This is a genomic window from Streptomyces chisholmiae (assembly GCF_031845445.1).
In the GTDB taxonomy this organism is placed as follows: Bacteria; Actinomycetota; Actinomycetes; order Streptomycetales; family Streptomycetaceae; genus Streptomyces; species Streptomyces chisholmiae.
This window is the reverse complement of record NZ_JAVREO010000020.1, coordinates 18880-42032: the sequence shown is the minus strand read 5'-3', so window position 1 is coordinate 42032 and position 23153 is coordinate 18880. Positions and strand designations below refer to the sequence as shown.

At 74.1% G+C, this 23153-nt stretch carries 18 protein-coding genes and 2 pseudogenes; 13 read left to right on the top strand and 7 right to left on the bottom strand.

The window, feature by feature from the left end; genetic code table 11:
• Positions 1 to 75: 75 nt before the first annotated feature.
• The 3 genes from RM844_RS26425 to RM844_RS26415 all read left to right on the top strand — a co-directional run bounded on the left by RM844_RS26425 (position 76) and on the right by RM844_RS26415 (position 3421).
• A complete protein-coding gene (locus RM844_RS26425; RefSeq protein WP_311669907.1) occupies positions 76 to 1623 on the top strand; it encodes a pyridoxal phosphate-dependent decarboxylase family protein in 1548 nt (515 codons plus the stop codon).
• Entirely contained in the window at positions 1620 to 2936 is a 1317-nt protein-coding gene (locus tag RM844_RS26420) for a lysine N(6)-hydroxylase/L-ornithine N(5)-oxygenase family protein (RefSeq protein ID WP_311669906.1), read from the top strand. Before RM844_RS26425 ends, RM844_RS26420 begins: the two co-directional genes overlap by 4 nt.
• A gap of 113 nt (positions 2937 to 3049) precedes the next feature.
• The gene (locus RM844_RS26415; RefSeq protein ID WP_311669967.1) at positions 3050 to 3421 is read left to right on the top strand and encodes a GntR family transcriptional regulator; all 372 of its coding nucleotides are present in this window, start codon (positions 3050 to 3052) and stop codon (positions 3419 to 3421) included.
• 189 nt (positions 3422 to 3610) lie between these two features.
• Here the strand turns inward: RM844_RS26415 and RM844_RS26410 are convergent, their stop codons facing one another.
• The 3 genes from RM844_RS26410 to RM844_RS26400 all read right to left on the bottom strand — a co-directional run bounded on the left by RM844_RS26410 (position 3611) and on the right by RM844_RS26400 (position 7363).
• The gene (locus RM844_RS26410; protein ID WP_311669905.1) at positions 3611 to 5290 is read right to left on the bottom strand and encodes a glycoside hydrolase family 13 protein; all 1680 of its coding nucleotides are present in this window, start codon (positions 5288 to 5290) and stop codon (positions 3611 to 3613) included.
• Between the two features lie 55 nt (positions 5291 to 5345).
• The gene (locus RM844_RS26405; protein WP_311669904.1) at positions 5346 to 6425 is read right to left on the bottom strand and encodes a LacI family DNA-binding transcriptional regulator; all 1080 of its coding nucleotides are present in this window, start codon (positions 6423 to 6425) and stop codon (positions 5346 to 5348) included.
• Positions 6426 to 6700: 275 nt separating this feature from the next.
• Positions 6701 to 7363 carry a hypothetical protein gene (locus RM844_RS26400; RefSeq protein ID WP_311669903.1) on the bottom strand — a complete coding sequence of 221 codons (663 nt, stop codon included), beginning with the start codon at positions 7361 to 7363 and terminating at the stop codon, positions 6701 to 6703.
• Between the two features lie 367 nt (positions 7364 to 7730).
• On the opposite strand from RM844_RS26400, the gene RM844_RS26395 reads away from it, so the two are divergent.
• The 3 genes and pseudogenes from RM844_RS26395 to RM844_RS26385 all read left to right on the top strand — a co-directional run.
• Positions 7731 to 9032 (top strand): helix-turn-helix domain-containing protein, encoded by a 1302-nt coding sequence (locus RM844_RS26395; RefSeq protein ID WP_311669902.1) that lies wholly within the window; start codon positions 7731 to 7733, stop codon positions 9030 to 9032.
• 37 nt (positions 9033 to 9069) lie between these two features.
• Positions 9070 to 10038 carry a pirin family protein gene (locus RM844_RS26390; RefSeq protein WP_311669901.1) on the top strand — a complete coding sequence of 323 codons (969 nt, stop codon included), beginning with the start codon at positions 9070 to 9072 and terminating at the stop codon, positions 10036 to 10038.
• 102 nt (positions 10039 to 10140) lie between these two features.
• Positions 10141 to 10434 (top strand): annotated as a pseudogene (locus RM844_RS26385) (ISAzo13 family transposase); the annotation flags it as partial.
• A 229-nt stretch (positions 10435 to 10663) separates the two neighbouring features.
• Here RM844_RS26385 and RM844_RS26380 read toward each other — a convergent pair.
• Both RM844_RS26380 and RM844_RS26375 read right to left on the bottom strand, forming a co-directional pair.
• Entirely contained in the window at positions 10664 to 11545 is an 882-nt protein-coding gene (locus tag RM844_RS26380; RefSeq protein ID WP_311669900.1) for an alpha/beta fold hydrolase, read from the bottom strand.
• 133 nt (positions 11546 to 11678) lie between these two features.
• Complete coding sequence (locus RM844_RS26375) at positions 11679 to 12257, bottom strand: TetR/AcrR family transcriptional regulator (protein WP_311669899.1); 579 nt, start codon at positions 12255 to 12257, stop codon at positions 11679 to 11681.
• A 106-nt stretch (positions 12258 to 12363) separates the two neighbouring features.
• On the opposite strand from RM844_RS26375, the pseudogene RM844_RS26370 reads away from it, so the two are divergent.
• From RM844_RS26370 to RM844_RS26360, 3 genes and pseudogenes are all read left to right on the top strand, one after another.
• Positions 12364 to 12528: pseudogene (locus RM844_RS26370) on the top strand (pirin family protein); the annotation flags it as partial.
• A gap of 346 nt (positions 12529 to 12874) precedes the next feature.
• Entirely contained in the window at positions 12875 to 13657 is a 783-nt protein-coding gene (locus RM844_RS26365; RefSeq protein WP_311669898.1) for an SDR family NAD(P)-dependent oxidoreductase, read from the top strand.
• 135 nt (positions 13658 to 13792) lie between these two features.
• Complete coding sequence (locus RM844_RS26360; protein WP_311669897.1) at positions 13793 to 13966, top strand: DUF6191 domain-containing protein; 174 nt, start codon at positions 13793 to 13795, stop codon at positions 13964 to 13966.
• Here RM844_RS26360 and RM844_RS26355 read toward each other — a convergent pair.
• Positions 13963 to 15522, bottom strand: coding sequence for a pectate lyase family protein (locus tag RM844_RS26355; protein WP_311669896.1), 1560 nt, complete (start codon positions 15520 to 15522; stop codon positions 13963 to 13965). The two genes, RM844_RS26360 and RM844_RS26355, sit on opposite strands and share 4 nt — an antisense overlap.
• A gap of 619 nt (positions 15523 to 16141) precedes the next feature.
• Between RM844_RS26355 and RM844_RS26350 the strand changes: the two genes are divergently transcribed.
• The 3 genes from RM844_RS26350 to RM844_RS26340 all read left to right on the top strand — a co-directional run bounded on the left by RM844_RS26350 (position 16142) and on the right by RM844_RS26340 (position 19049).
• Entirely contained in the window at positions 16142 to 16741 is a 600-nt protein-coding gene (locus tag RM844_RS26350) for a hypothetical protein (protein ID WP_311669895.1), read from the top strand.
• 228 nt (positions 16742 to 16969) lie between these two features.
• Complete coding sequence (locus tag RM844_RS26345; RefSeq protein WP_311669894.1) at positions 16970 to 17896, top strand: helix-turn-helix domain-containing protein; 927 nt, start codon at positions 16970 to 16972, stop codon at positions 17894 to 17896.
• Between the two features lie 106 nt (positions 17897 to 18002).
• The gene (locus tag RM844_RS26340) at positions 18003 to 19049 is read left to right on the top strand and encodes an NAD(P)-dependent alcohol dehydrogenase (RefSeq protein ID WP_311669893.1); all 1047 of its coding nucleotides are present in this window, start codon (positions 18003 to 18005) and stop codon (positions 19047 to 19049) included.
• Between the two features lie 33 nt (positions 19050 to 19082).
• On the opposite strand, the gene RM844_RS26335 is transcribed toward RM844_RS26340, so the two are convergent.
• Positions 19083 to 21953: an ABC transporter substrate-binding protein gene (locus RM844_RS26335; RefSeq protein WP_311669892.1), complete on the bottom strand. Its 2871-nt coding sequence runs from the start codon at positions 21951 to 21953 to the stop codon at positions 19083 to 19085.
• Positions 21954 to 22218: 265 nt separating this feature from the next.
• Here RM844_RS26335 and RM844_RS26330 point away from each other — a divergent pair, with 265 nt between their 5' ends.
• Complete coding sequence (locus RM844_RS26330) at positions 22219 to 23127, top strand: hypothetical protein (protein WP_311669891.1); 909 nt, start codon at positions 22219 to 22221, stop codon at positions 23125 to 23127.
• Positions 23128 to 23153 lie beyond the last annotated feature (26 nt).

Genomic DNA, 23153 nt, shown 5'->3' with positions numbered 1-23153 from the left:
CGGGTGGTTGCTCAGCCGACCAGCACCCCACACCCGACCGTCGCGGCACCTGAGACCAAGGGACGTCACCGACCCATGAGCATGTCCGGCCACGCGCCCCCCGCGCCCGCACCCACCCACCCACTCCCGACGGCCGGCCCGTTGGCCGCCGACCCCGAGGGGATCGTCGAGGTCGGCCGCCTGGTAGGCGAGTTGACCAGCGAGGCCGCCAAGGCCCTGCGCCGCAGAAACGGTCCGCTGCCGCCGTTGACCCCGGGTGAGCTGTCCCACGTGGTGGACGCCCAGCTCCCCGAGGGCCCGTTGCCCAGGGAGGGCGCCGGCCAGGACGCGGTCCTCGCCCTGGCCCGGGCCTACGCCACCCACACCGTCGACCTCGCCGACCCCAGGGCCGCCGCCCACCTCCAGCCGCCCGCGCTGGGCGTGGCCGCCGCCGCCGAGGTGCTCGCCGCCGCCTTCAACGCCTCGGTCGACACCTGGGACAGCGGCCCCTACGCGGTCGAGCTGGAGAGCCGGCTGGTGCGCGCGCTCACCGCGCGGGCCGGCTACGGACCGCGCGCCGACGGGGTCCTCACCCCCGGCGGCACCGCCTCCAACCTCCAGGCGCTGCTGATTGCCCGGGACGCCGCGCTGCGCGCCCGTCGCGACGTCAGGGCTGCCGGGCTGGTCGGAGCACCCGTCCAACCCGTCGTCTACTGCTCCGAGTTGGCGCACTTCTCGGTGGCCAGGGCGTGCGCGGTGCTGGGCCTGGGCGAGCACGCGGTGCGCCCGGTGCCGGCCGACGCGAGCCGCCGGATGACCGCCGAGGCGCTGGAGGTGGCGCTCGCCGAACGGGCGGCCGACGAGCTGCCGATCGCGGTGGTCGCCACCGCCGGCACCACCGACTACGGCTCCGTCGACCCGCTGCCCGAGCTGGCCGCCGTGACCCGCCGGCACGGCGTGCGGCTGCACGTGGACGCGGCCTACGGCGGCGGCGCGCTCTTCTCCGACCGGCTGCGCCCCCTGCTGGCCGGCATCGAGGTCGCCGACTCCATCACCCTCGACCTGCACAAGACCGCCTGGCAGCCGGCCGCCGCCTCCGTGCTGCTGGTCCGGGAGGGCACCGACCTCACCGCCAGCACCGGGCTGCGGGTCGCCTACCTCAACCCCGACGACGACGGCGCCGAAGGCTACGACGGACTGCTCGGGCACTCGCTGGCCACCACCCGCAGGGCCGACGCTCTCAAGGTGGTCGCCACCTTCCTGGCGCTCGGCCAACGCGGCGTCGGCGCCCTGCTGGAGAGCTGCCACGACCTGGCCCGGCACGCCGCCGAGGTGATCGGGGCCAACCCCCGGCTGGAGCTGGCCGCCGACCCGGTGCTCACCACCGTCGTCTTCCGGTACCTGCCGGACGAGGCCAACCGGGACCGCGCCGACGCCGTCAACGGCGCCCTGCGCCGCCGGCTGCTCCGGCAGGGCCGCGCGCTGATAGGCCGCACCGACGACCCGGCCGGCGACCGGGCGACCGGCCGCGTCCGGCTCAAACTCACCCTGCTCAACCCGCGGGCCACGCGGGACGACATCCAGGAGCTGCTGACCGCCGTCGAGGCGGCCGGCCGCGCCGTGGAAACGGAGGAACAACCGTGACCGAGCCGGAACTCGACCTGGCGGCGGTGGGCATCGGCCCGTTCAACCTCGCCCTCGCGGCGCTCGCCGACGAGGTGCCCGAGCTGCGCTTCGCCGCCTTCGACCGCCGGCCGGCCTACGACTGGCACCCCGGCCTGATGTTCGACTGGGCCTCGCTCCAGGTGAGCTTCCTGGCCGACCTGGTCTCGCTGGTCCGCCCCACCAGCCGCTGGTCGTTCCTCAACTACCTGGCCGAGCACGACCGGATGTACCCGTTCTACATCGCCGAGCGCTTCCACGTGCCGCGCCGCGAGTACACCGACTACTGCGCCTGGGCCGCCGCCCGGCTGCCCGGCTGCCACTTCGGCACCGACGTGACCGAGGTGGCCTGGGACGCGGACGCCGAGCGCTGGCGGCTGACCCTCGTCGAGGTGGCCACCGGAGCCGTCCGGCACCGGACGGCCCGGCACCTGGTGCTGGGCGTGGGCACCGAGCCGGTGCTCCCCGAGCCGCTGCGCCGGCTGGCCGGCGACCGGGTCCTCCACTCCGGCGACTACCTGCGCCGGATCGACGCCCTCGCCGAGGCGGGCGTCCGGGAGGTCACCGTGGTCGGCTCAGGACAGTCCGGCGGCGAGGTCTTCCTCGACCTGCTGCGCCGGCAGCGGCAGGCCGGTTGGGCGGTCAGCTGGCTCACCCGGTCCTGGGGCTTCGCCCCGCTGGACTACTCCAAGCTGGTCCTGGAGTACACCACCCCCGCCTACATGCGGTACTTCAACGCCCTGCCGCCGGCCACCAGGGACCGGCTGATCGCCTCCCAGTGGCAGCTCTACAAGGGCATCGACACCGAGACCATCGACCTGATCCACCAGGAGCTGTACGACCACCTGCTGGACGGCGACCGACCACCGGTGACGCTGCTGCCGGCGACCGGCGTGCGCGACGCCGCGGCCACCGCGGACGGCGGGGTCCGGCTCACCACCTGGCACGCGGACACGGAGCAGGAGGGCGCCAGGGAGACCGGCGCGGTGATCGCCGCCACCGGCTACGCCGCCCGCCGCCCGGACTGCCTGGCCCCGGTGGAGAAGCTCATCGCCTGGGACGAGCAGGGCCGGTACGACGTGTCCGAGGGGCACCGGGTGGCCACCGTGCCCGAGGTGACCGGCGGGCTCTTCGTGCAGAACGCCGAACTGCACACGCACGGGGCCGCCGCGCCCGACCTGGGCATCGGCGCCTACCGCAGCGCCCTGATCCTGAACGCGGTGGCCGACCGGGAGGTGTTCCGCGTCCCGCGTGCCACCGCCTTCCAGACCTTCGGGCCCGTCCCCGGAAGCTGACCGGCCCACCCGCCCCGCGGTTCCGGCGTCCCCGCCCCGCTCCGCCCCGCCCCGCTCCGCCCCGCTTCGGCCGGAGCGGGGCGCGGTGCGGCAGAATCGGGCCGATGAACGGGATGACAGCGCGTATCGACCCCGACTCCTCCGTGCCGCCCTACGAGCAGCTGTGCCTCCAGGTGGCCGAGCAGGCCAGAGGCGGCACGCTGCCGGTCGGGTACCGGCTGCCCACCGTGCGGGCGCTGGCCGCCGAGTTGGGGGTCGCCGTCAACACCGTGGCCAAGGCCTACCGCACCCTGGAGGCGGACGGCGTGGTGGAGACCAGGGGCCGGCAGGGCACCTTCGTCGCCCCGGCCAGGGCCGCCGCCGCCCGGGAAGCGGCGGCGGCGGCCGAGGCCTTCGCCCGCCGGGTGAAGAGGCTGGGGCTCGACCAGGAGGCGGCCGTCGCCGCGGCCCGGGACGCGGTCCGCGCGGCCTACGCCACCGACTGACCCCGGCCGGGGGCCGGCCGCCGGGGCGCTGGCCCGGCGGTCCGCCCCGAACGGACGGGGCGGTTCCACTGATCGGAACCGGCCAGATCCAGTGGCACCACCGCTGAGATCCGGCCGGCTTTCTCGGCGTTCTCCGGTCGGGGCCGATCGCACGCGACCGGCCTCGAACAACCCGGGTCACGGCCCCGGTCAGAACCGGCCCGAGCCGCCGCCCCAGAGCCAGACCGTGGTGTCCGGCGGCAACTGCCCCCCGGTGATCCGCTCACTGGCCAGCAGCACGCCCCAGTTCTTCGGCAGCGGGAACGGCTCGCCGGAGAAGTTCACCGCGCACCGCAGCACCGGCGACCGCTCGAAGGCCAGCACCCCCTTCTGGGTGGTCTCCAACCACCGCAGCGTGCCGCTGTCGAAGCCCGGCTGCTCCCGCCGCAGCCGCAGCGCCGAGCGGTACAGCTCCAGCATCGACCAGGGAATCCCCGACTGCGACTGCGCCGTCAGGCTCTTCCACTCGGCCGGCTGCGGCAGCCACGGCTCGGTGCCCCGGGGCCCGAAGCCGAACGGCTCGTCGAGCCCCGACCAGGGCAGCGGCACCCGGCAGCCGTCCCGGCCGCGCACCGTGTGCGCCGAACGCTCCCAGGTGGGGTCGGCCAGCACCTCGACCGGCAGGTCCTCCACCTCCCACAGGCCCAACTCCTCGCCCTGGTACAGGTAGGCGCTGCCCGGCAGGGCCAGCGTCAGCAGGGCCGCGGCCCGGGCCCGGCGGGTGCCGAGCGCCAGGTCGGCGGGGCCGGCCGCCGCGTCGTGCTCGTGGGTCTGGGTGTCCTCCCGGCCGTAGCGGGTGACGTGCCGGGGCACGTCGTGGTTGGAGAGCACCCAGGTCGGCGGCGCGTCCACGGTGGCCAGCGTGGTCACCGCGCGCTCGATCACCTCCCGCATCGCGGTCGGCTCCCAGGCGGCCTTCAGGTAGCCGAAGTTGAACGCCGTGTGCAGCTCGTCCTGGCGCAGGTAGTTGACCAGCCGGTCGTCCCGGACGTGCGCCTCGGCGACGAAGAGCCGGTCGCCCGCGTAGGAGTCGGCGATCTTGCGCCAGGACTGGTAGATCTCGTGCACCTCGTCCTGGTCCCAGTGCGGGTGCTCCGCGCGGTGCCGCTCGTGCTCGAAGAGCGCGTCGGCCGGGATGCCGAGGTCGGGCAGCGCCGGGTCCTTGGCCAGGCCGTGCGCCACGTCGATCCGGAAGCCGTCCACGCCCCGGTCGAACCAGAAGCGCAGGATCGACTCGAACTCGTCCCGCACCTCCCGGCTTGACCAGTTCAGGTCGGGCTGGGACGCGGCGAACAGGTGCAGGTACCACTGGCCAGGGGTGCCGTCCGGCTCGGTGACCCGGGTCCAGGCCGGGCCGCCGAACCGGCTGCGCCAGTCGTTGGGCGGCTCGCCGCCGTCCTCGCCCCGGCCGTCCCGGAAGACATAGCGGTCCCGCTCGGGCGAGCCGGCCGCCGCCGCCACCGCCTCGGTGAACCAACGATGCTGGTCGGAGGTGTGGTTGGGGACGAGGTCGAGCACCACGCGCATCCCGAAGGTGTGCGCCTCGGCGATCAGCTCCTCGCCCTCGGCGAGGGTGCCGAAGACCGGGTCGATGTTCCGGTAGTCGGCGACGTCATAGCCGCCGTCGGCCATCGGGGACGGATACCAGGGGTTGATCCACAGCGCGTCCACCCCCAGTTCCTTGAGGTAGGGCAGACGGGCCCGGAGACCGGCGAGGTCGCCGATCCCGTCGCCGTTCCCGTCGGCGAAGCTTCTGATGTAGACCTGATAGATGACGGCGTCTCGCCACCAGGGCGCGGCCGACTTCTGGTCAATGCGGGTGCGGGGCACGTATCTTCCATTCCTCTTGCGAGTTGACCCTGGGAGATGCGCGGTCGGCGGCGGCTCACCGCGCGGTTGTGCGGCTGTGCTGGTCCGGTTCAGGTCCCGGCCGAGGTGTGGAGTGATATCTGGACGGATGTTCCCGGGCCGCGCCGGTGGTGCCCCGGACGACCAGCCGGGTCGGTACCACCACCTGGGAGGGCTCCTCGCTGCCGCCGGACAGTGCGTCCAGTATCTGGCGGGCGAGCAACTCCCCCTGGTGCGTCACGGGTTGCGCGATCGTGGTGAGATCGAGCAGCTCGGCCGTCTCGTGGTCGTCAAACCCGATGACCGAGACATCTTGGGGGGCGCGCAGCCCCATGCGGCCCAGCGTGCGCAGGGCCCCGAAGGCCATCTGGTCCGACTCCGCGAAGACCGCCGTCGGTGGCCGCGGCAGGCTCAGCAGCTGTGCCATCGCTGACGCGCCCTTGTCGATACTCAGATGGCCCGGCACTTCGAGATCCGGGTCGTAGGGAATCCCGGCCTGCGCCAGCACCGTGCGGTAGGCGTGCTGGCGGACGATCGGGGTGGTGAAGCCCCGGGGATCTCCGGGGGCGGCGGTGATCATACCGATCCTCCGGTGCCCCAGGTTGATCAGGTGGCGGACGGCGGTGCTCGCGCTCTCCGCGTTGTCGATGGAGACGTGCCAACAGCCCGGAACGCGGGTGCCGAGCACGGCGATCGGCACCTCCAACGACACCAGCGCCTCGCTCTCGGCGCCGGACAGCGGAAGGTTGAGCACGATCAGGGCGTCCACCCTGCGGCGCAGCGGCATCCGGCTGAAGAACCGCTCGTGCACGCGCTCGTCGCCGAGGTTGTAGAGCAGCAGATCGAGGTCGTGGGCGCGGAGCACGGAGTCGATGCCGGCCAGCACCTGGCTGTAGAACCAGCGGTTGACGAACGGCACCACCACGCCGACCGTCCCCGTCCGGCCCGAGGCCAGCGAGGAGGCGTGCGGGGAGACCGAGTACGACAGCTCCTCGGCGGCGCGCAGCACCCGCTCCCGGGTCGCCGCCGACACGTTCGGCAGTCCACGCAGGGCGCGGGAGACGGTGGCCGTCGAGACCTCCGCGCGCCGGGCGACATCCATGATGCTCGCGGCCATAACCCTCCGATCACGGCGATGAGCCGAACGTACTGCCGACGGGGGAGGTAATGCAATCGCTTGCATGGAAGGATCTTGCGCTTTCAGCCAACTCGCTTCGGCAGGGGTGCGATTGCCGGGTGCTGCCCTGATGAAACGTCACAATCGGCAGTTGTAAACGTGTGCATGAGAACACCGCCACGGCATGGCTGGGCCCGGCTCCCGACGCCGAACGTCGGGAGCCGGGCCAGCCGTGCCGCGGCGGCGGACGCCGGGTCGCCCCGGCCAGCCGTCCGTCAGTCGCTGATCCGGGCGAACGCCGCCTCCGCGGTGTCGAGGAACTCCGTCACGGGTGCCTGTGACAGTGTGCCCATCTGACCCCACCGAACCACCGTGACCGTACTGCCGTCCCGCAGGACGGCGAACAGGTTCACGTCGTGCCCGGCCTCCTCGGGCGCGGTGTACACGCCGAAGACCCGGCTGTAGTCCGCGCCGGGCACCTCGCCCAGCTCGTCCCAGGAAGCGGTGGCCCCCGGGTTCGCCGCCAGCCAGTCGCCGGCGCAGCGGGTGCTGGCCTCGTCCAGCACCGCCGCCAGGTCGGCCGCCGCGCTCTCCGAGTCCAGCTCCAGCACCACCTGGGTGGCGGTGGCGTCCAGCTCCGTCCAGTGCGCCACATGGCTCGCGCCGGCCGCCGGCAGCAGTGTGTCGTAACAGAACACCGGCACCTCGGGCAGCCCGTCGACCGGCCCCTGGCTGTACCAGCCGTCCGGGTGCGCCGGCAGCTCGTCGCCGGTGACGAAGTCCTCGGCGGCGGCCGCCGCCGGCGCTCCCCGGTCGGCGGCGGCCGGCTGCTGGGCGGTGGCCGCGCCGGCCAGCGTGGACGTCAACAGCGTGCCGGCGCCGAGCGCCGCCCCCAGGGCGACCGCCAGACCACGCGTGGTGCTTCGGGTGTGCCGCATCGTCATCCCCCTCATCCGTTCTCTGTCATGGGTGTGTGTCATGGGTGTGCTCGTACGGGTGTGCCAGGGGCAGCGGCGGGCCGGCGTCCCGCGGTGGTGGGACCGGTCGGCACGCCGGCCCGGTCGGTGCCCCCACCGGAAGCCTGGGAGCCGCCCGGCCGGCCCGGCAAGCGCGGCGCCGCCATCTGGGACGGTGGAACGCCCACGGCCGCTCTGACGTCGAAGAACGTGACACCCTGGAACGCCGGCCGGGACGCCGAACGGGACGCCGGCGCCGGGCTGTTCCGGCGCGCCCGGCGCCGCGGGCCGGCGCCGGGCGGGCAACCGCGGTCGGCGGGGCCCACGGGGTGAACGGGGAGCTTGAGACATGGAGAACCAGCCGGCGGACGCCCTGGCCGCGCGCCTGCGCGCGCTCAAGGAACGCTCCGGGCAGAGCTTCGGCAGCCTGGCCAGACGGCTGCACACCAGCACCTCCACGCTGCACCGCTACTGCTCGGGCGCGGTCGTCCCGGCCGACTACCCGGCGGTCGAACGGCTGGCCCGGGCGTGCGGCGCGGAGCCGGCGGAGCTGCTGGAGCTGCACCGGCTCTGGCTGTTGGCGGACAGCGCCAGGGGCCGCGCGGCCGGCCGGGGCGAGCCCCGCCCGGCGCCGGACGGGGCCCAGGACCTGGCCGCGCTCGCCTCCGCCGCCCCGGCGGAGCCCGTCCCGGCGACATCGCCCGCTGCCCCTGCCGAGCCCGTTGCCTCCGCTGCCCCCGCTGCCCCGGCGGAGCCCGTCCCGGCGACAGCATCCGCCACGCCCGCCCCCGAGCCCGGACCCGCCCCGGCCGGGCCCGGCCCCGTCCCGGCTGGCCGGCGCCGGTGGCGGCGCCGGTTGCCGCTGGTGGCCGCGCTGCTGCTGGCGCTCGGCGCGGGCGGCTACGGCGTGGCCCGTGCCGACTGGTTCGACCGGGCGGAGCCGTCGGCCGGCGACCGCCCCGCCGCGGCCGGTGACCACCGGCCGCCCGGGGACCCGGCGGCCGGCGGGGAGGTGGCGCCAGCCACGGTGCCGACCCCGCTGGAGTTCACCGCACGCTCGCACGTCTGGGCCGGTGGTTGCGACCACCGCTACCTGGTCGACGCGGACCCGGCGACGGTGCCGCCCCCGCCGGTGGCCCAGGACGCCGAGGAGTGGTCGGCCGCGCTCGACGCGGTGCACGGCGACTCCACCATCGTGGAGGCGACCGTGCGGGCGACCGGCGCCGAGTCCGTGGTGGTCGAGGCGCTGCACGTCCGCGTCGTGGCCCGGCGCGCGCCGCTGACCTGGGACGCCTTCGACATGTCGGTGGGCTGCGGCGGCGCGCTCACCCCGGCCGCCTACCAGGTCGGGCTCGACGCGGAGCGGCCCCAGCTCCGCCCGGTGGACGGCTACGACGCCATGAGCGAACGCGAACTGGTCGCGCCCCGCACGCCGTTCGCGGTCACCGCGGACGAGCCGCTGGCGCTGCGGATCGAGGCGACCGCCGCCGCCTGCGACTGCGACTGGTACCTGGAGCTGGAGTGGAGCAGCGGCACCGAGCGCGGCACCCTCCGGGTGGACGACCACGGCGCGCCGTTCCGCACCAGCGGCGGGGGCTCGGCCGAGGCGCTGGTGTACCGCGAGGAGCAAGGCGAATGGGCGCGCGGCTGACCGAAAATGATCGGTCGGCCTGCGGCAGGATCGCCCCATGAGCAACCTCGACCAGCGGCCCGCCCCGACCCTCTGCGGCGCGGCCCACCACACCGGGCCGGTGCGGGAACTCCAGCGGGGGCGCGAGGTCCCCCTCGGTGAGTCCACCCTGGTGCGCCGGCTGCTGCCCACCCTGGGCCGCCGGATGGTCGGCGCCTGGTGCTTCGTCGACCACTACGGACCGGACGACATCGCCGACGAGCCGGGGATGCGGGTCCCGCCGCACCCGCACATCGGGCTCCAGACGGTCAGCTGGCTGCACGCCGGCGAGGTGCTGCACCGGGACAGCCTCGGCTCGCTGCGCACGGTCCGGCCGCGCGAGCTTGGCCTGATGACCGCGGGCCGGGCCATCGCGCACTCCGAGGAGTCGCCGCGCCCGCACCGGAACGCCCCGATCCTGCACGGCGCCCAGCTCTGGGTCGCGCTGCCGGACGCACACCGCCAGATCGCCCCGGCCTTCGAGTACCACGCCGAACTGCCCCGGGTGACCGGCGGCGGGGGGCTCTCCGCCACGGTGATCCTGGGCACCCTGGACGGCGCCACCTCGCCGGGCACCACCTACACCCCGCTGGTCGGCGCCGACCTCACCCTGGCCGCCGGCACCGACGCCCGGCTGCCGCTCGAACCGGACTTCGAGTACGCGGTGTTGACCATCTCCGGCGAGTCCGAGGTGGCCGGCGTCCGCCTCACCCCCGGCGCCCTCCTCTACCTCGGCGAGGGCCGCACCGGACTCCCGGTCCGCGCCGACCACGCCGCCGCCGTCCTCCTCCTGGGCGGCCTGCCCTTCGAGGAACAGCTCGTCATGTGGTGGAACTTCGTCGGGCGAACCACGGAAGATATCGAGCGGGCGCGTGAGGACTGGATGACGGGCTCCCGGTTCGGTGAGGTGACGGGCTACGACGGGGCGCGCCTGGCCGCCCCCGCTATGCCCCCGACTCCCTTGAAACCACGAGGGCGAGCGCGCTGACCCGCGCATTCTCCTGCCGGCCTGAGGGCGGCCGCCCGCCGCTCCGCCGGCCTTCGGGGCCTCTGCGCGCCCGGTGGCCCAGACCGTCCGCGAGCGGTCCCGGCGCCGGACGGGGATACCGGACGCGGTCGCCCACCCCGGCTCGCGTTCCCCGACCAGGTCCTGGCCACCGTGGTGCCCCCGCGCGTCAACCTGGCCGCGGAACCCCGCGCCGTGCTCTTCGACAGCAGTCGCACAGCCATGCACCGCACCCCGCCGAAGATCAGGAGACTGCTCGACGTGCACGGCATCAGCGTCTCACCGGTGACCAGCCAACGCCCCGTCCCGGCCACGCTCCGAGCCCGGGTCACCGCCCTGAGTAACGACCGCGACAGCAAGAGCAGGACGACATGTTGATGATCTGCGAGCCCTGGAGGCTGTCTCGTGACCCTCGGCGTGGTGGCGCGTCGGGTGAATTCTGCAGGGGGTCGCCGTCAGCGTCGTGAGCTGGTCGAGGTCTTCACGGGGCTGCTCTCGCCCCCGACTCCGTGCGCGGTTGCGGCGGGGGCCGCAGCCGCCGGCCTTCTGGGGACCGGGCCGACTCGGCCCGTCCGCGTCGGACGGCCGGCAGCGCGACCTGAGCCGTCTACGCGTTGGCAGCCAGGAACGGCAGGAGGACGTCGGCCATCTCGTCGGGTACTTCCTCGGCGAGGTCGTGTCCGGCGTCGAAGACGTGCCCGGTGACGTCGTGGGCCATGAGCCGCATCTGGGACTCGTTGCGGTCGCCGATGAAGGCCGAACCACCGAGCGCCAGCACCGGGATGTCCAGCTTCTTCCGTGCGGCCCGCCGGTTCTGCTCGGCGTCGACGAGCATCGCCCGGTATATCGAGAGCATCGCGCGGATGCCGCCGGGCATGGAGTAGCAGCGCACGTATTCGTCGAGCGCGTCGGGGGTGGCGGTGTCGGGGCGGCTGCGCTCGGACTTGATCATGTAGGTGATCAGCTCACGTTCGTGCCCGGCGATGAGCATCTCGGGTACGTCCGGCTGGAAGTAGAAGCCCAGATGCCACAGATGCAGGCCGCTCGCGACGTTCTCGGGGGTGAGTGCGGTGTGGTCCTCGAAGCCGAAGCCGGGGAACAGGGCCTCGGCGAACACGAGAGCGTTGACGTGGTCGCGGTGGCGGGCGGCGAGCTGGTAACCGATCACCGCTCCCCAGTCCTCGCCGATCACGGCGTACATCTCGTGTCCGAGGTGGGTCATCAGCTCGGCGATGTCGTCGCTCATCGTCGCGGAGTCGTAGCCGTCCGCGGGGCGGGCGGAGTCGCCGAGGCCGCGGAGGTCCGGTACGACGACGGTGTAATGGGGCGTCAGCTTCGGGACCACGTGGCGCCAGTGGTAGCCGGTCTTGGGCACGCCGTGCAGCAGCACCACGCCAGGGCCGGATCCGGCCGTCCGGTAGTGCAGACTCGTTCCGTTGACGGCGGCACGGCCGGTGCGCAGGGGTGTTGTGGTGTGGTCGTACATCATGACGTGGGTGCTTCCTGTCCTGGGCGGGTCGGTGCTGGGGGACGCCGCCCTCGTGGCGGGCCGCGCCCCACTTTCTTGATCGGTCGTTACGGATTCGGGGTACGGGAAACCCCTGGCCGAGGCCGCGGACCTCTCAGTCGAGAGCGGTCAGCGCGACGTCCACGAGGGGTTCGAGTGCGGAGGCGTCCGGTGTGATCTTCGAGGAGACCAGCAGCCCGTTGAGGAAGGTGACCAGGAACGCGGCGAGCGTGTGCGGGGCGTGCCGCGCCGCGGTCTCGCCTCGCTCCATCGCGGTCCGCAGCACCTCGGTCAACGCCTCCCGGATCGCGTCCTGCATGTCGCGCACGGTGCGGCGGGTCGCCGTGTCCTGAGGCAGTCGCTCGCAGACGGCGTTGACGGCCAGGCAGCCTTGGCCGCCGCGCCCGACGGCGATGCGGATCCGCTCCGTCAGGAGCGCACGGATCGCCGCGCGGACGTCGGCCCCCTCCTCCAGGCCGCGCAGGGCGGCCGCGGCGAGGGTGGTGCGGTAGTGCTCCAGCGCGGCCCTGTACAGGCCGTCCTTGTCGCCGAACGCCGCATACAGGGAACCCTGTCCGATCCCCAGGTGCTGGGTCAGATCGCGTACCGAGGTCGCCTCGTAGCCGCGCGTCCAGAACAGCTCCATCGCGCGGCTCACCGCCGCCTCGGTGTCGAACTCCCTGGTCCTCGCCATGGCTCCACCGTAACGTATCTGGATCGCTCGATCAAGAAAGTGGGAACGGTGGCCCGGCGGTGCGCCGAGCCGCAGGTCGGCCTCCTCAACACCCGCACGGTGGGGTATGTGGTGGAACTTCGTCGGGCGGACGCGGGAGGACATCGCCCGGGCCCGGGCGGACTGGCTGGCCGGCGACCGGTTCGGCACCGTCGAGGGCTACGACGGCCCCCGCCTGGCGGCGCCGGCGCTGCCGCCCAACCCGCTGAAGCCCCGCGGCAGGACGTGCTGACCCGCGCTCGCGCGCCACACCGGCTGCCGCGTGATCCCGAGCGGAGCGACCGGTCCCGGGCAAGCGACTCGATCAGGAGCGGCGGCTTGGGTACTCTTCCCACATGCGTTCCTGAGAGTGCCGGTCCCCACGTGCGCGGCGTGCAGCCCCGTGGGATGAACCCCGCCTCGGACCAGGACGCCTGTGTTCCTTCCCCACCTCCGCACTCCTCGCGCGCGGCCACCGTCGTCTCGGCCGTGGTGCGCCTTCCCCGCTCCGGCCCGTGGGCCGCCGCCCCCGGGACGCGCGCGCACCGTCGTCGTGCACGCGGCCGGACGACATGACCACCACCGAGGAGACACGAACGATGATCGATACTCGACTTGCCGGCCAGAACGTTCTGGTAACGGGCGGTGCCGGCAACATCGGCGCGGCGATCAGCCGCGCTTTCGCGGCCCAGGGGGCACGCGTCGCGATCCACTACCTCGCCCAGGATCCCCCCGCTCCGACCGACGCCGCGTGGGCGCACATCACGCCCGCCGCCCAGGAGGGGGAGCGGCTCGCGGCGGAACTCGGCAACGGCTCCTTCGCCGTCAGCGCCGACCTCTCCGAAGCGGAGGCCCCGTCCCTCCTGGTGCGCGACGTGGCGGCCCGGGTCGGCGCGATCAACGTCCTGGTCAACAACGCCGCCCACTGCGAGACGCCGGACACCGTCGACACGTTGACCCCCGGCTCGTTGGACCGGCACTACCGGGTGAACGCCATCGCCCCCGCGCTCCTCACCGCCGAGGTGGCACGGCTACGCCGTGGCGACGACCCGCTGTGCGTCATCAACATCACCACCGACGCCGCACGGGCCTTCCCCGGCCAGACCGGCTACGGGACGTCCAAGGGGGCGCTGGAGGCGCTCACCAGGTCCACCGCCCTGGATCTGGCGGCCCGCGGTATCCGGGTGAACGCCGTCGCCCCGGGGCCTGTCCAGACCGGCTGGATAGGCGAGGGACTGCTGGCCCAGGCGGCGGAGATCGTGCCGATGGGCCGGGTCGGTGAGCCGGCGGACATCGCTGACGCGGTGGTGTTCCTGGCCTCCCACCAGGCACGGTGGATCACCGGACAGGTCCTCCAGGTCGCCGGCGGGCACGCGCTGTGACCGTCCCGGTCGCCCGAGCCGGCGAGGTTCGCTCCGCGGTCGAGCACCTCCCGTCCCTGAGGTAGCGGAGGCGTCTCAAGGCCCCGCGCGGTTGAACGCCGCGCGGGGCCGGGTCGCGGCGACCCGGGGTGCGCGATGTCGCACGTCGGCCAGCTGCCGGGCAGGGAGCACGAGTTGGCGCGGCGGCGGACCATGGAGCTGTCGCGGGAGGAGGCGGGCGACGGCGCGCCGCCGGCCTCGCGGGGGCGGGTGGCCGCCGCGGGCTACCCGCGGGCCGGTGGAGAAGGGTTCGGGCCGCTCGGTGGCTAGGCGTAGGTCTCGTACTCGGCGACCCTGGGCGTGCCGCTGGCGCTGGTGATCTCGAAGGTGATCTTGCGGGCCGAGGTGCTGGCGAAGGTGATGGTGCCCGCGCCGTTGCCGGTGGCCAGGACGGCGCCGGTGTCGGCGTTCAACAGCCGCCAGTTGCCGATGACGCCGGTCGCGCCGGCCGCCTCACGGATGGTGACGGCGGAGACGTTGGTCGGCGAGGACCACTTGATGGAGATGGCGCCGGTCGAACCGGTGGGCGACCAGTAGGTGTTCAGGTTGCCGTCCCGCACGTTGCCGTAGGAGGTGCCGCTGGCCTTGCTGCTGCCGTCGGCGTCGGCCCCGAGGCTGAGGTTGGTGCCGGTGGGCGGGTCGGTCGGGTCCGGCGGGTCCGTCGGGTCGGTCGGGTCCGTGGGGTCGGTCGGGTCGGTCGGGTCCGGGTTCTGCGGCGTGCAGTTGCCGTCCGAGACCCGGTTGCCCTTGTTGGCGCCGGCCGTGTCGCGCACCACGCTGGGCACGCAGTTGGCGGCGTCGGGGCTGAAGGAATAGGGGATGCTGACCGAGGTGTTGGACTGCGGGTTCGGGCCGGCCGGGTTGTTGTCGCCGCCCGGGCTCGACCAGCGCACGTTGTCGAAGATGTTGCCGTTGACCTGCCAGTAGCCGGCCTGGTCGGTGTAGAAGGTCCCCAGGACGTCCTTGGAGTCCTCGAAGTAGTTGTTGTCCACCCTGGCGCGGGCGCCGGCCCGGGAGTTGATGCCCGAGTCGTTCACGCTCAGGTAGTGGTTGTTGTACATGTGGCCGATGCCGCCGCGCAGCAGGGGCGCGCGGGAGTCGATGTTCTCGTACAGGTTGTGGTGGTACGTGATGTAGCCGTTGGAGGTGTCGGACTCGCTGGAGCCGACCAGGCCGCCCCGGCCCGAGTTGCGCAGGATGCTGTAGGAGAGCGTCACGTACTGGGTGTTGTTCTTCAGGTCGAAGAGCCCGTCGTAGCCCTCCGACTCGCCGCCCGAGGCCTCCAGGGTGACGTGGTCGACCCAGACGTTGCGGACGTTGTTCTCCATGCCGATCGCGTCGCCGCCGTTGGACGTGGGCGAGCCGGACTTCTTCACGTTCCGGACGGTGACGTTCTGAATGATGATGTTGCGGGACTCACGGATGTGGATGCCCAGCTGGTCGAAGACGGCGCCGTTCCCGACGCCCACGATGGTGACGTTGCTGATCTGCTTCAGCTCGATCACGCCGTCGGCGGTGTTGCAGCTGCCGCCGGACACCTTGCTGGTGTTCCCGTGGTTGATGGTGCCCTCGACCTGGATGATGATCGGGGTGCTGCTGCTGGCCCGGCCGCAGAGGGCCGCGTGGATGGCAGTACCCGTCGTGGCGCGGACCGTCTGGCCGCCGGCGCCGCCGGTGGTGCCCCCGTTCTGCGTCGCGTAGCCGGTGACACCTCCCGTCGCCGCCGAGGCCGTCGAGGTCGAGAACACCACCGCGGAAGCGGCAACCATGGCCATCAGGGCCAGCACCGCGAAGAGTCTGAGTCGCAGGGCGACTGGTTGTCTCATCTTGGTTCGCCTTTCGTCTTCGAACAGCGGGGGGTGGGACGTTCCGGCGCCCGGGCCCCGCGCCGCGCCCCTCCGGCCGGTGCGCTGACCGGGCCGGGCGGGAGCGGGCGTGGGGGTCCGGCGGGGAACGGGATCAGGGGATGGGCGACGCGGGATGCGCGGGATGGGGGAGCGGGGCGTCCGCTCCCCGGGGTGTGGCGTGGCGTGCGGGCGGAGCTGATCGGGCGCGCGCGATCCGACCCACGGGCCGGCGACGGTCGCGACGCACGCCGGCGGCGGGTGGGGCGGAAGAAGGTGGGAGGTGGCGGGCGACGGCCCGCCGCGTCCGCGGTCGGTCCGTCGCGACCGGGCGGGGACGCCGGTGGTGGACGTCCTCACCCGGGATACGACTCGGGGGTGTCGCGGGTGGAGCATCGCGAGGCGGAGCGGCTCTCGTGGGGGCGCCTCGAACGAGTAAGCGCTTGCCGTCAGGGGCGGCATCCCTCCGCCCCATCAGGACTTTCTCTGACACAGCGTAAGGGCGAGCCGCCGACAATCCAGCGCCGGGCGTGGACAATACCGCGCTCCCGGCCCGGACCGGCCCGGCCGGGCCACCGGGGCCTGCGGAATGATGATCCGCATGGCCGTGATCAAGACCTACCGCCGGGACGACGACGGGGTGCTCCACTACCGCGAGGCGTGGAGCGAACGCGGCGGCGTCCGGACGCACGAGGGCAAGGCCGGCACCAAGGGGCGGCACCGCCACCACGCCACGCGGAGCCGGACCCGGCCGGACCGCCCCACCGCGACCGAGTTCCTCCGCACCTTCACCGAGGCGGCGGTGGCCGACGGCTACCAGCGGGTCCCCGCCGACCGGCACGGCTGGGTGGTGCTCCAGTGCTGGACCCACTCGGCCGACCTCTCGCACCCGGACGACGACCGGCTCTTCGCGGAGGGGCAGGACGCCCTCGACGAGTACCTCGGCTGGCGCGGCGTGGGCCACTGCGACGGCAACGACGTCGGCGGTCGCCCGCCCACGGGGTACGACCTGGCCGGGACGGTGCTGAACCTGTTCTGCCCGGTGGTCGACACGGCCCTGGGCGTGCGGGTGGTGCGCGGCTTCGCCCGCGAGTTCGGGCTCAGCCAGCTCCATGTCGTCGGCGCCCGGGAGCCCGGCGCTGAGTCCCCCTACGTGCTCGCCTGGTCGCCGCGCCGCCGGGACCGGGAGTTCCGGCTCTGACGGCGGGCCGGGGGAGCGGGCCAGCTGCCCCGACGTCGGCCGCCGGGGGTCAGCCCCGGCCGCCGGCCAGCAGCTTCTCCCAGGCCGGGCCGAGTGCCGCGTCCACCACGTCCAGGTCGCCGCCCGGCCCGCGGAGGGCACCGGGCTCGGGGGCCTTCCGCCCCGCCGCCCTGGTGTGCGTCCCGGGGGGCGGGCCGGCGTTCGTGCCCCGGACCTACCCTGGATCACATGAGCACGAAGGACCAGGTCCGCGAGTTCCTGATCGCCCGGCGCGCGCACGTCTCGCCCCGCCAGGTCGGGCTGCCCGACCTCGGCGGGGAGCGGCGGGTGCCGGGCCTGCGGCGCGAGGAGGTCGCGATGCTGGCCGGGGTCAGCGTGGACTACTACACCCGGCTGGAGCGGGGGAACATCCGCGGCGCGTCGGAGAGCGTGCTCAACGCGATCGCCCGGGCCCTGCGGCTGAACGACGTCGAGCGCGAGTACCTCTTCGACCTGGCCCGGACGGCGCCGGCGCCCGTCCGGAGGGAGGGCGCGGGCAGCTCGGTGCGCACCTCGGTGCAGCGGGTGCTCGACCACCTGGCCGTGCCGGCCTTGGTGCACAACGCGACCCAGGACATCGTCGCCGCGAACCCGCTGGGCCGCGCCCTGTACGCGCCGCACTTCGACACCGGGGGGCGGCCGAACGTCGCCCGGTTCGTCTTCCTCGACCCGCGCGCCCGGGACTACTACGTGGACTGGCCCCTCGCTCGGCGCACCACGGCGGCGATCATGCGGCTGGCCGCCGGGCGCGATCCGCGGAACGCCGAACTCGCCGCGCTCATCGGCGAACTCACCGACCGCAGCCCGCAGTTCCGGGCCGACTGGGCCGGCCATGAGGTGCACTCGCACCGCACCGGGGTGAAGTCCTTCCGGCATCCCGGGGTCGGTGTCGTCGAGGTCTCGTTCGACGTGTTCGAGATGCCGGGCGAGCCCGGCCTGCAGATCGTGACCTACAGCGTCGCGCCCGGCACCGAGTCGGCGGACCGGTTCGCGCTGCTCGCCAGCTGGGCGGCGACCCGGGAGGCCGAGCGCGCGGCCGACCCCGCCGCCGGGGCGCCGGCCGACCGAGGTCCGGTGGGAGGCCCGGTGGGAGGCACTGACAGGGCCTCCCACTGACCTCGGGGCCGGTGGTTTCGTGGGGACGTCTCCGCACCCGCCGCGCCGTCTGCGCGCCGGCGGGCGCGGGATGCCATGTCGTCCCCGCGTCACCAGAAGGACCCTGATGACCCTCGTCCCCGCGTACACCGCGACCTCAGCGACCGCCCCGCTCACCCCCGGCGTGATCACCCGCCGGGACGTCGGCCCGAAGGACGTGCTGATCGAGATCGCCTGGGCCGGGATCTGCCACTCCGACATCCACACCGTCCGCGGCGACTGGGGCGCGGTGCCGTACCCGCTCACCGTCGGCCACGAGATCGCCGGCGTCGTCACCCGGGTCGGCGCCGAGGTCACCCGCCACCGGGTGGGCGACCGGGTCGGCGTCGGCTGCATGGTCGACTCCTGCCGCACCTGCGCCAACTGCCGCGCCGGCTACGAGCAGTACTGCCTGGCCGGCTTCACCGACACCTACAACGGCACCGACCGGGACGGCTCCGTCACCCAGGGCGGGTATGCCACGCACATCGTGGTGGACGAGCACTTCGTGCTGCGCGTCCCCGAGGCCATCCCGTTCGAGAAGGCGGCGCCGCTGCTGTGCGCCGGGATCACCACCTACTCGCCGCTGCGCCGCTGGCAGGCCGGCCCGGGCAAGCGGGTCGCCGTCGTGGGCCTCGGCGGCCTCGGCCACATGGCCGTCCAGCTCGCCCACGCCATGGGCGCCGAGGTGACCGTCCTCTCGCAGAGCCTTCGCAAGCGCGACGACGGGCTGCGGCTGGGCGCCGACGACTACCGCGCGACCAGCGACCCGGCCACCTTCCAGGACCTGGCGAACACCTTCGACCTCATCGTGAACACCGTCAGCGCCCCGCTCGACCTGGACGCCTACCTGCGGCTGCTCACCCTGCACGGCACCCTCGTCAACGTCGGCGCCCCGCCGGAGCCGGTGCCGGTCACGCTCTTCACGCTCTTCGAGAACCAGCGGTCGTTCGCCGGCTCGAAGATCGGCGGCATCGCCGAGACCCAGGAGATGCTCGACTTCTGCGCCGAGCACGGCATCGCCCCCGAGGTGGAGACCATCAGCGCCGACCAGATCAACGACGCCTGGGACCGGGTCCTGGCCTCCGACGTCCGCTACCGCTTCGTCATCGACGCCGCCACCCTGGGCGCCTGACCGGCGGGGGCCACCCCGGCGCGCGGCCGGCGGTCAGCCCTCCCGGGTGAGGGAGACCTCGGCGAAGTGCTCCTGGGACAGCGGGGAGACCGTCGGCGGCGTGACGTCCGGGGAGAACGCGATGGTCGGCGGCGAGCTGGATATCGGCACGCCCGGCAGCAGCTCCATGACCAGCTCGTTGATCTCCCGGGCGAGGCCGGCGCGGGCGGCCGGGTCCGGCTCGGCCGCCGCCCGGTCCAGCAGCGCGAACAGCTCCTCGTTCCGCAGGCCCCACTCGGCCGAGTAGCCGTGGAACAGGGGGCCGAGGTAGTGGTAGCCGTCGTTGTAGTCGCCGGTCCAGCCCATCAGCCGCAGGTCGCAGTCGCCGGCCAGCACGGTCTCCAGGTAGCTCGGGTTCCAGACCAGGGGCACGGACTCGACCCGGATGCCGACCGCTTCGAGGTCGGCGCTCAGCCGCTGGTGGATCGCCTCCGGGTCCGGCATGTACGGGCGGCTCACGTCGGTCGGGTAGCAGAACTCCAGCGTGAGGTCCTCCTGGCCGGCCTCCGCGAGCAGCGCGCGAGCCGTCACCGGGTCGTGCCCGTAGGTGGGGACGTCGAGGGAGTACCCGTCGACGGTCTCCGGCACGAACTGGGTGGCGGCCACGCTGCCCGCCGGCAGCTCGGCCTCGACCAGGCCCTCCCGGTCCACGGCGTGGGCGATGGCCCGGCGGACCGCCGGCTCCGCCAGCGCCGGGTTCCGCCCCTGGGTGAAGCCGAGGTAGAAGATGTTGAACACGTCGCGGGTGGGCAGCTGGAAGCCGTCCTCGCGCAGCGTCCGCGCGTCGTCCGGCGCCACCAGGTCGTAGCCGTGGACATCGCCGGCCAGCAGCGCCAGGCGGCGGCCCTCCTCGTCGGGGATCGAGCGGAAGACCAGCTCCCGCACCCCGGCCGGCTCGCCCCAGTAGGCGTCGAACCGCTCCAGGACGACCTCGCCGGCGTCGTGGTCCCAGGCGGTGGGGTAGAACGGGCCGGTGCCGGCGAGCAGCCCCGGTTCCTGGCTGTACTCGGGATAGGTGAGGTCCGCCCCCGAGCCGGTGACCCGCTGGGAGGCGATCCGCTCCAGCGAGGCGGGGGAGTGGATGCCGAACGCGGCGAGGGAGAAGCCGCCGGGCAGGTCGGCCGTGGGGCGGGAGACCGCGATGACGGCGGTGAGCTCGTCGGGGGCGGCGCAGCCCGCGTAGGTGGAGTTGGGGACGCCCGTGTCCTCGTTCTCGGCGAAGCCGCCGAAGACGCTCTGCCAGTAGTAGGACAGCGTGGTCTCCTGGTAGCCGCCCGACCAGTGGTACCAGCGGTCGAAGTTCCGGCAGACCGCCTCGCCGGTGAGCGCGGTGCCGTCGTGGAAGACGACGCCGTCCCGCAGGTGGAACGTCCACTCCGTGCCGGCCTCGTTCACCTCCCACGTCTCGGCGAGGCCGCCGACCAGCTCCGTCCCGCCGGGCTCGTGGGTCAGCAGCGTCTCGAAGACCTGCCGCCCCACCCGGAAGGACTCGCCGTCGCTGGCCAGCGACGGATCGAGCGAGACCGGGGGGCCGGCGGCGCCGAAGACGAACGTGCCGTCCGCGTCCGCCGGTTGGCTCCCGCCGGACCCGTCGCCGCCGTCGCCCTTCGCCCCGTCGCCGCCGTCGGCCTGGCCGGCGCCGCCCGCCCGGTCGTTCTCCCCGTCCCCGTCGGTGGGGAGCAGGAAGTACACCAGGCCGACGAGGGCGGCCAGCAGCGCCGCACCGAGCGGGACCAGCGGCGCCGGGCGGCGCCGGCCGGGCCCCGCCGGGGCCGGCGGCGCGCCGAGGCCGGCCACCGGCGGCGCGAGGGGGCGCGCTGGCGCGGTCGGCAGGTGCGCGCCCCGCGGGTCCGGGGGGTCGCCGGCCGGTGGGGACGTCGGGCCGGCGGGCGGCTCGGGCCCGGCCTCGGTGGCTGCCGGGCCGGCCGGCGGGGGTGGGGTGGGCGGCTTCGCCGGCAGCGGCCGCCGCCCGTGGGAGCGCACCGTCTCGGCCAGCGGCGCCGGCAGCCACGCCGGCTCCGCGATGCCCTGCCAGCTGGCCGACTCCGCGCCCGCCGCGCCCGCCAGCCGCTCCATCAGGACCGGCACCGACGGCCGGTCCTCCGCCTCCTTGGCCAGGCACGACGCGACCAACTCCCGCAGCTCGACGGGGAGTCCGTCCAGCCGTGGCGCCTCGTAGACCGCGCGGAAGTTCACCACGTGCGACGGGCCGGAGCCGAACGGGCCCTGCCCGCTCGCGGCGTAGGCCAGCACCGCGCCCAGCGCGAAGACGTCGGCCGCCGGCCCGACCCGCTCGCCGCGTACCTGCTCGGGAGCCATGAACCCCGGCGTCCCCACCACCGTCCCGGTCTGGGTCAGCGCGCTGGCCGACTCCACCGCGACCGAGATGCCGAAGTCGATCAGCCGCGGTCCGTCCGCCGCGATCAGCACGTTGGACGGCTTCAGGTCCCGGTGCACCACGCCCGCCGCGTGGATCGCCTCCAGCGCCTCGCCGAGCGCGGCACCCAGCGCCGACACCGAACCGCGCGGCCAGGGGCCGTGCCGCCCCAGCGCATCGGCCAGCGACAGCCCGGGCACGTAGGCGGTGGCCAGCCACGCCGGATCGCCGTCGGTGTCGGAGTCCACCACGCCGGCCGTGAAGAAGCTGTTGACCCGGCGGGCCGCGGCCACCTCCCGGGCGAACCGGGCCCGGAACCCCGGGTCCCCGGCCAGCTCCGGCCGCACCACCTTCACCGCGACGGCCCGGCCGCCGGGCGAACGCGCCAGGTAGACCCGCCCCATGCCGCCGGCGCCCAGCCGCGCCAGCAGGTGGTAGCGACCGATGCGCGGCGGATCGGACGCGTCCAGCTCCTCGAACCCCGACATGATCTCCTTCGCGCCCCCGTCCCCCGTCGTCGGCCCGGCGCCCCGTCATCCACGCCCCGACTCCTCGCGCCAGTGTGCCAGCCGACACTGACAGCTCGGCACCCGGACACCGGACGGGCGGACGTGGGCGGCGGGCGCGCGGCGGCGGGTCGCGGTTCCGCACCGGATCGCCAACTCCCGTTCGCTCATTGGTCTGTACATGTCTGTCAGGGGTGACAGACTGATCGCCGCGTGCGTCCCCACCCCCACCGAGGAGCAGACCCCCATGCCCCTGCGCACCCGTCACCGTTCCCCCGTGGTCACGGCCGGCCTGTCCGCCCTGGTCGCCGCCACCACCCTGACCGCCGCGCCGCCGGCCGCCGGCTCCCCGCGGGCCGCCACTCCGCCGGCCGCCACCGCCGACACCTGGACCGAGGTCGGCTCGGACCGGGCCGACCCGCTGACCGAGAGTCAGGGGCTGGCCTCGATCGAGGTCCCCGCGAACAGCGCCAACCGCTACACCGGGATCGGCACCATCCCCGTCGAGGTCCGAGCCCGCGGCTGGAACCACGTCGGCGACCCGGACGCCTCCTACGACGGCCATTACATAGAGCCCTACCAACGGGACTCCGGCGACAGCAAGATGTTCCGGGTGCAGGCCCCGAACGGTGAGTGGGCCGAGTACACCCACGCGCTCGGCCCGGACGAGGCGCTCAACAACTCCTGGGTCGCCATCTCGCCCGACGGCCAGTGGATGCTGTCCGGCGAGTACGGCACGATGAACCGGCTGCTGGTCTTCCCGACGCCCGGTGTCAACCCGGCCACCGCGCCGGACGCGGACCTGCCGCAGGTCGCCACCGTGCGCCTCGATCGCCCGGTACGGGACGTCCAGGGCTGCGACTTCGCCGACGCCACCACCCTGTTGTGCTCGTCGGACGACCCGGAGGGCGCGCTCTTCGGCATCACCAAGCCGCTGCTGCGGATCGACCTCTCCGCACCGCCCAGCGGCGCCGAGGACGTCTCGGGCGCGGTCACGGCGCTGCGGCAGCTCCCGCTGCGCAGCGGCTGCGCCGGCGAGTTCGAGGCGCAGGGCATCGACTACGACCGCCGCTCCGGGACGCTGCGGGTGATCGTCATGTCCCCGAGCGTGTGCGTGCTGGTGGACAGCGTGACCTACCGCTTCACCCGGAGCTGACCGCCGCCCGAGCACGTCGCTGGCCG